General features: G+C 51.5%; 7 protein-coding genes, 1 tRNA gene and 1 pseudogene. 6 read left to right on the forward strand and 3 right to left on the reverse strand.

The annotated features are described in order from the left end of the window. Positions 1-22 precede the first annotated feature (22 nt). On the reverse strand, positions 23-1,030 hold the full coding sequence (gene yejK, locus ABVN36_RS18300; protein ID WP_000050806.1) for a nucleoid-associated protein YejK: 1,008 nt from the start codon (positions 1,028-1,030) through the stop codon (positions 23-25). Positions 1,031-1,209: 179 nt separating this feature from the next. On the opposite strand from yejK, the gene ABVN36_RS18305 reads away from it, so the two are divergent. The 5 genes and pseudogenes from ABVN36_RS18305 (at position 1,210) to ABVN36_RS18325 (ending at position 3,624) form a co-directional block, all read left to right on the forward strand. Beyond that, a complete protein-coding gene (locus tag ABVN36_RS18305; protein WP_001135904.1) occupies positions 1,210-1,437 on the forward strand; it encodes a YejL family protein in 228 nt (75 codons plus the stop codon). A gap of 31 nt (positions 1,438-1,468) precedes the next feature. After that, positions 1,469-3,229 carry an LPS biosynthesis-modulating metalloenzyme YejM gene (gene yejM, locus ABVN36_RS18310; protein WP_023138355.1) on the forward strand — a complete coding sequence of 587 codons (1,761 nt, stop codon included), beginning with the start codon at positions 1,469-1,471 and terminating at the stop codon, positions 3,227-3,229. Positions 3,230-3,302: 73 nt separating this feature from the next. After that, a tRNA-Pro gene (locus tag ABVN36_RS18315) sits at positions 3,303-3,379 on the forward strand. Beyond that, positions 3,335-3,427 (forward strand): annotated as a pseudogene (locus ABVN36_RS18320) (hypothetical protein); the annotation flags it as partial. The gene ABVN36_RS18315 and the pseudogene ABVN36_RS18320, both read left to right, overlap by 45 nt. Next, positions 3,421-3,624 (forward strand): DinI-like family protein, encoded by a 204-nt coding sequence (locus tag ABVN36_RS18325; RefSeq protein WP_023138354.1) that lies wholly within the window; start codon positions 3,421-3,423, stop codon positions 3,622-3,624. The pseudogene ABVN36_RS18320 and the gene ABVN36_RS18325, both read left to right, overlap by 7 nt. 192 nt (positions 3,625-3,816) lie before the next feature. Here the strand turns inward: ABVN36_RS18325 and pagL are convergent, their stop codons facing one another. Further along, positions 3,817-4,380 carry a lipid A 3-O-deacylase PagL gene (gene pagL / locus ABVN36_RS18330; RefSeq protein ID WP_000281868.1) on the reverse strand — a complete coding sequence of 188 codons (564 nt, stop codon included), beginning with the start codon at positions 4,378-4,380 and terminating at the stop codon, positions 3,817-3,819. Between the two features lie 729 nt (positions 4,381-5,109). On the opposite strand from pagL, the gene narP reads away from it, so the two are divergent. After that, a complete protein-coding gene (gene narP, locus ABVN36_RS18335) occupies positions 5,110-5,757 on the forward strand; it encodes a nitrate/nitrite response regulator protein NarP (RefSeq protein WP_023138353.1) in 648 nt (215 codons plus the stop codon). 43 nt (positions 5,758-5,800) lie between these two features. On the opposite strand, the gene ABVN36_RS18340 is transcribed toward narP, so the two are convergent. After that, on the reverse strand, positions 5,801-6,624 hold an 824-nt coding region (locus tag ABVN36_RS18340), incomplete at its 5' end, for a cytochrome c-type biogenesis protein CcmH (protein WP_393921179.1).

A 6,624-nucleotide genomic window follows, 5' to 3' on the forward strand; every position in this document is an offset into this window, starting at 1 on the left:
CGTCCTTTTATGTCGTATGCCTTTATTTCCCGCCCGACGTGCGTCGCTGCAACTGATCGCGCAGATTCGGCGGCGTCCCTTTGATAGTCAGGGTATCGGTCGCCGGGTCCCAGAAAATCCGCTCGCCCAGCAGCATCGCATCAAAGTTAATCGTTAACCCGCCGCCGCTGCCGGCATATTTGGTTAGCTGGCGCAGCGTACTGCGATCCGCCGGAAAGCTCTCTTCCAGCTCATAGCCTTTTTCGGCAGTAAATTCGCTGAAGCTGACTTCACTGACGCCGGAAAGCTCTTTAGACAGCGATTCCAGCTCAATCTCTTCCCCGGCTTGTAACTGCTCGTTGCAGTAGCTGTACACCTGCTGACGCACGTTCTGACGTTCCGCTTTATCCAACTGCGCTTCTGCGGTGAAATCATCCACTGCCTGCAACAGGCCGCGATTCTGCGCTTTGGCGTTCAACCCTTCGCTGGCACCGAGGAAATCCATAAAGAAGTCAGCGACCTTGCGCCCTACCCGACCTTTCAGGAACGTCAGATAGCGGGTCGATTGCGGATTAGTTTCCCACTCGGTAAGATCGATACGCGCCACGATATCCGCATGGTTGATATCAAGATAATGCGTCGGGTTAATGTCCAGATTTTCATTGACCCGCATACTGCTCAGGTTGTTCAGTACCGTAACCAGCAGATACTCCACCGCCAGGTAGCGATAATGGCAGAACAATACAATGCCGCCGTCCGCAAAGGGATATTTCGCCAGTTCGTCACGCAGGCGTCCGGTCGCCGCCCGGCTAAAGGCAAGAAAATCTTCTTCCCCCTGACGTTGCAACCGCAGCGCTTGCGCCAGTTCACTCTCTTCATTAAACAGGCCATACGCCTTATTCTTGGCGCTATAGACCCGATGCAGTTCAGCCACCATCTCGACAACGGTGGTTGTCGGCTCCAGCAATGAATCGCGCAAGACCAGCTCAAGATTTTGCTCATCGCGCTTGATAAGCTGGTGCAGGGCAATCTGGTTGATATCCAGACTCATGATAAACTCTCCTTTAAGACCGGGCGGTATTCAACCACCGCCTGCCGGAAGACGCAAGCAATCGCCCTGTCATTTCAGGCGTTATCCGTAACGCGAATGATTTAGGGGATAAAAATGCAGAAAAAAAACTGTTGCTACGGTAATATGTTGCCCTTTCATGAACAAACAGATTTTGATTTATGCCACAACTCTCCCGCTATAGTGATGAACATGTTGAACAACTGCTGAGCGAACTGCTCAGTGTACTGGAAAAACATAAGGCGCCGACCGATCTTTCCCTGATGGTGCTGGGAAATATGGTCACCAACCTTATCAACACCAGCGTGGCGCCGGCTCAACGCCAGGCGATTGCGAACTCTTTTGCCCGCGCCTTGCAGTCTTCGATTAGCGAAGACAACGCGCACTAAAAAGCCGACTCCGGAGAAACAAGCGACAGGTATGGTAACTCATCGTCAGCGCTACCGTGAAAAAGTCTCCCAGATGGTTAGCTGGGGGCACTGGTTCGCTCTGTTCAATATACTGTTGGCTACGTTGCTCGGCAGCCGTTACCTGTTTGTCGCCGACTGGCCGACAACGCTTGCGGGTCGCATATACTCCTACCTGAGCATTGTCGGGCACTTTAGCTTTCTGGTGTTCGCCAGCTATTTGCTTATTCTTTTTCCGCTCACGTTTATCGTGATGTCCCAGCGGCTGATGCGGTTTATATCAGCCATTCTGGCGACCGCGGGTATGACGTTGTTGCTTATCGACAGCGAAGTCTTTACCCGTTTCCACCTGCATCTTAATCCCATTGTCTGGGAGCTGGTCATCAACCCTGACCAGAACGAAATGGCGCGCGACTGGCAGCTTATGTTTATTAGCGTGCCGGTTATCTTATTGATTGAGATGCTATTTGCGACATGGAGTTGGCAAAAGCTGCGCAGTCTTACGCGCCGCCGCCATTTCGCAAGGCCGCTTGCGGCATTCTTTTTCGTCTCCTTTATCGCATCGCATCTTATCTACATCTGGGCAGACGCTAATTTTTACCGGCCGATTACCATGCAGCGGGCAAACCTGCCGCTCTCTTATCCGATGACGGCGCGACGTTTTCTTGAAAAACACGGTCTGCTGGATGCGCAGGAATATCAGCGCCGTCTGGTAGAGCAAGGCAATCCGGAAGCGGTCTCCGTACAGTACCCGCTTAGCAATTTGCACTATCGCGATATGGGCACCGGTCAGAATGTGCTGCTCATTACCGTAGACGGCCTGAACTATTCCCGCTTTGAGAAGCAGATGCCGGAGCTGGCTACATTTGCCGAGCAAAACATCGACTTCACCCGTCATATGAGTTCAGGGAATACCACTGATAACGGTATTTTCGGCCTGTTCTATGGCATATCGCCAGGCTATATGGATGGCGTGTTATCCACCAGAACCCCTGCGGCGCTCATTACCGCGTTGAATCAGCAAGGCTACCAACTGGGACTGTTTTCTTCGGATGGCTTCGCCAGCCCGCTTTATCGTCAGGCATTACTGTCCGATTTCTCGATGCCGACAGCGCAGACGCAGTCTGATGCGCAAACGGCCAGCCAGTGGATAGACTGGCTTGGGCGCTACGCACAGGAAGATAACCGCTGGTTCTCATGGGTATCGTTTAACGGTACTAACATTGATGACAGTAATCAGAAGAATTTTGTTAAGCGTTACGCCAGCGCCGCCAGCGACGTGGATGCGCAAATCAATCGGGTTCTGAACGCGCTGCGAGAGGCCGGTAAATTCGACAATACCGTCGTGATCATTACCGCAGGACGCGGCATACCGTTGACGCCGGAAGAAAATCGCTTCGACTGGTCGCAAGGTCATCTGCAAGTACCGCTGGTGATCCACTGGCCGGGGACGCCTGCGCAGCGTATTAATGTGCTTACCGATCATACCGATGTGATGACCACGTTGATGCAACGCCTGTTACATGTCAGCACGCCAGCGAACGAATATTCACAGGGCCAGGACATCTTTACCGTTCCACGTCGCCATAACTGGGTAACGGCGGCAGACGGCAGTACGCTGGCAATCACGACGCCGCAAATGACCCTGGTGCTCAATAATAACGGTCATTATCAGACCTATGACTTACACGGCGAGAAGATCAAAGATCAGAAGCCGCAGCTCAGTCTGCTGCTGCAAGTGCTAACAGAAGAGAAACGTTTTATCGCTAACTGATTAATTATAAATCAGTTAGCACCGTTTCCCCTTGCATTCGCGTTGGAAAGAGGTAGTATTAGCACCCACAAGTCGGCACGTAGCGCAGCCTGGTAGCGCACCGTCATGGGGTGTCGGGGGTCGGAGGTTCAAATCCTCTCGTGCCGACCAAAATTCCCCTTAAAAACCAGCCTCTCAGGGCTGGTTTTTTTATGCCTGCAATTAAAAAGTTAGCTGATGCCAGAGACGTTATTTTGCATGAACTGATTTTGCATAAACTGATCGGACACCTTTCCCGTGCAGTGGTCAACGTAAAGTCAATGCAGGCAAATAACGTAAACCATGTTTGTACTAAAACAGAAAAAGCGCATCTACACCCTATGCTGGAAGAAATGTTTGCAGTGGCAGGTAAATGAGTAAGCAATCTGTCGCAGCAATAATAAAACGTTCTGGTAAGGTAAACGGCCTACCACTTCTTTGTCACTAACAATTAGCCTCCCTGTCGCCATAGGGTCGATAACGATCGGCTAGTCACAACACGTTTTTGTAGACAACGTACGGTGATGAATTACTCCTTCAGCCAGCAACTCGCTAATTGTTATTCAACTTCAGAAATTATAACTAATTGAAGCACCTACAAAATTATGCCCTGAATTTTTATCCGTGAGTGATCCATTCGAGAAATGCCGGATATAAGCTTCTGTAGAAAAAGCCCCAAAGTTCCAGCCAAGAAACGCTTTTTCTCCAAAGGTAAATGCAGAATTGACACGCATATCATCTCGCGACTTAGATTTTATATAAGCTCCCAGACCAATACCGGTATAGATACCAGCGAAATGAACCAGCGCCACATCCTTCGAGATACCCAATACGCCCTGGTTATATTTATTGCAGGGAACGCTGCCAGAATGTTTACTGCAATCATCGCTACCCTTAGCCTTAAATCCTCCTAACTCCAGATTATTTCTTGCCTGTAAAAAGAAAAAATCGCTGGGTTCACTGTATGTCAGAAAAGCCGTATATAAGTGCTCAACCCCTCCTCTTCTTATACTTTCTCCCGCAGCAAAAGAGATCTGATGCTTGTTGCCCTTGCCAAAAAAAACATTATCATTAGCAGAACATGCGAATGCACAAAGTAATAATATATATATAAATATTCTCTTCATATACACTCCACCACCATTTCAATGTCAATAGTTATTTTTAACCGGCTAACATATTTAAAATTTTCTACGCCACGCTTACGCTCACAGAAACGGCTGATATAGCATCCACACTACGTTCTCCCCTTGAGTCGCCCCAACGGGTGCTCAAAACGCCGCGAGTGTTGTTCAGGCACATCCAGGATAAGTTATAAGTGAATGACTCTCATTCCTGACCACATTTTCATTTATGATAAGAATATCGTCAGAATCTCTTTATCGCATAAAAATACCTCTGCTATTGACTTAATATTTAATTTAACAGATGTCGCGGTTTATTCGTTCTGCTCAGATGTATTTCATTGGCATTAATAAAACCATAAATAAATTCAATTAAAATAATTTTTTAATAATGAAAAGCTTTAGACGTTATGACTTTTAATAAGGAATTTCCTGCCAGTAAAGATAGTCTGGACTTACGGGTGCAAGGGCGCAGCTACATATGCCACACTTCTGTTATGTCACATTGTCCGAAAAAAGCGTCCAGACCAGTATTCAACTTCAGAGAGTATTCTGTTTTCTCTCACAACGGGTTGTTTTATCCTTTCTATCGTTCAGCTAATGACTCGCCTGTCACAGGTTTTACTACTTACCCATGCACTAATTAGGGTAAAATTTACGCGCTTGACAATGTGGCAAATCTGGACGATTTCCGCGCTGAAAACAATAATCATTCTAATAAAACTCAGGAGATATAGCATGCCTGAAGTAACACCTTTTCAGGTGCTTATTGTGGACGACCATCCACTTATGCGGCGAGGTATTCGTCAATTACTGGAACTGGACCCGGCTTTTTATGTCGTTGCCGAAGCGGGTGACGGGGCGAGTGCGATCGATCTGGCGAATCGCATTGAGCCCGATCTGATCCTGCTGGATCTGAATATGAAAGGTCTGAGCGGGTTAGATACCCTGAACGCGCTACGCCGGGATGGTGTGACGGCGCAAATTATTATTCTTACCGTCTCGGATTCCGCCAGCGACATCTACGCGCTGATCGACGCCGGCGCCGACGGTTATCTGCTCAAAGATAGCGATCCGGAAGTGCTGCTGGAGGCCATTCGCAAAGGCGCTAACGGCGGTAAAGTCTTTAGCGATCGGGTCAATGAATATCTGCGTGAGCGCAAACGGTTTGGCGCGCAGGAAGATCCCTTTAGTATCCTGACCGAACGAGAGTTAGATGTCTTGCATGAGCTGGCGCAGGGGCTTTCTAACAAACAGATTGCGTCAGTACTGAATATTTCTGAGCAGACGGTTAAGGTGCACATTCGTAATCTACTTCGCAAGCTAAACGTGCGCTCGCGCGTCGCGGCGACCATTCTATTTTTACAAACACGCGGAATGCAGTAACAAGCCAGGCCCGGTGGCGCCACGCCACCGGGCCGTCAGGGTCTTATTTCTCCTGCGCCAGCCGGATACTGCGCTCTATCACCGCCCGCCGGGCGTCACCCGCCGGCAGCAGCTTCAGCATCATCTCCCAGGCCGCCACCGCCTCGCCAAAGCGCTGCTGCTCAAAGGCGCTGAACGCATACAGGCTTAACACCCGGATATCCGTGTGGTCGCGGCTCACCAGCCGGCGCAGCAGCTCCCCGCCGCGGCGGTTATCCTCCGGGTCGGACGAGCGCGTCAGCGCCTCCGCGTAGCCCAGCGCCGCATCGCGGTTTTCCGGGTCCAGGCGGTAAGCGTTCGCATACGCCCCGGTGGCGGTACCGGCATTACCCAGTACCATACCGGTGCGCCCCAGCATGAGCCAGCCCTCAACATTGCCGGCATCATTCTGCAGGCGGGTGCGCAGCCCCAGCGCCAGCCGCGCCATCTCCTCTTCATTCAGCGGCTGCGCCTGCGGGTCCAGCGCCCGCGCCAGCAGCCCCGGCGTCTGCGCCGTTGCCTGCTGCCAGGCCCTGACCTGCTGATAGCTGCCGGTCAGGGCGTAGCTGCCGGCACCGACCGCCAGCGCAATGACGGCCCCCGGCACGTAAACGCCCCACCCGGCGCGCGCGCCGCAAACCGGGGTGTCCGCCGGCAGCGGCTCCCGGCGCAGGCGCACCCGCCGGCGCGTGCGGGCGACGATTATCCACCCGCCCGCCACAATGGCGGCCAGCGGCAGCACCCACAGCAGCACCGTCAGCGGGGTCAGCGGCGGGTCGTAGGTGACAAAGTTGCCGTAGCGCGCCACCATGTAATCGATGATTTCCTGGCGGCTCTTCCCCTCCTGCA

Origin of the sequence: Salmonella sp. SJTUF15581 (assembly GCF_043356775.1) — a bacterium.
Lineage (GTDB): Bacteria > Pseudomonadota > Gammaproteobacteria > Enterobacterales > Enterobacteriaceae > Salmonella > Salmonella enterica.